Below are 825 nucleotides of genomic sequence, written 5' to 3'. Positions count from 1 at the left end.
GTGTGGTAAAGCGCTGATGAGTACAGCATGTTGGTATCTAAAAAAGCTTCATACAAATCATTACCTAAATCGTAATGAGCATGGATATTCTTCCGAGAATTTTCTTGCGAGTTTCGATTCGTCCAATGGCTAAACTTGTAAAGTAACTTGGTAAGCCAACTACCCTGCTCCTCAAGCTTATCAAGGGCTCGCATATTGAGCGCCATCAGCTTCATCAACGCAGTTAAATCTGGACTGTCCCACCAGCCATCCATGTACGCCTCACCGGCAGCGATGCTACCGCCTTGTAATATTCTGGAGTAAAAACCTGGGTGCTTAACCTCAATGGTCGCAACGACAGGTTGGCCACTGTATTCTCCGTTTGGCGCAGTAAAACGTTCACTGCGCTCCTTTGTCTCGGTATGAAACGATTCAATAATGGTTAAGCAACCCATTTCCATCTTTTGCAGACATTGAAAAATAACTCCGCGAGCCGCTTTCTGAGTCGTCGTCAGTTTGTGCGGCAATGTTATAGAAGTCGTATTTAACATGCAGAATTCTCCTTGTGCTTATTATTTTTCTTATCTTATTTGTCGCTAGAGGCTTGACGTTCATTGGACGCCAAATATTTAGGGTGAGAATAAAACGGCGCACCTTTAACCCATAACTTCAACGCATGCCAGTAGATTCCAACCATCACTTTTACTGTTTGAATTGGTGTTCCGATCAAGCACTTCAATAAAGAACCGCTGGAAAATGGCTGTGCTTTCATAGCCATTGTGGCGTCGAAGTGTTTTTCACCTTTATGGCATTCAAGATGGATATTTAACTTGTCTGTAAGCGGTT

Annotated in this window: 2 protein-coding genes; both read right to left on the bottom strand. The window is 43.2% G+C overall.

Annotated features, from left to right (window positions below; all coding sequences use genetic code 11):
* Nucleotides 1-530 (bottom strand): class I SAM-dependent methyltransferase (locus R7Z50_RS26300; RefSeq protein ID WP_318149586.1); only part of this gene is annotated, 530 nt, incomplete at its 3' end.
* Nucleotides 531-565: 35 nt separating this feature from the next.
* Nucleotides 566-825, bottom strand: a 260-nt coding sequence (locus tag R7Z50_RS26295; protein ID WP_318149585.1) for a DUF1365 family protein, incomplete at its 5' end; no start/stop codon positions are given.

Source organism: Vibrio sp. 1249-1 (genome assembly GCF_033340495.1).
The sequence above is the reverse complement of the archived record's forward strand: the minus strand, read 5'-3'. Positions and strand labels throughout refer to the sequence as shown.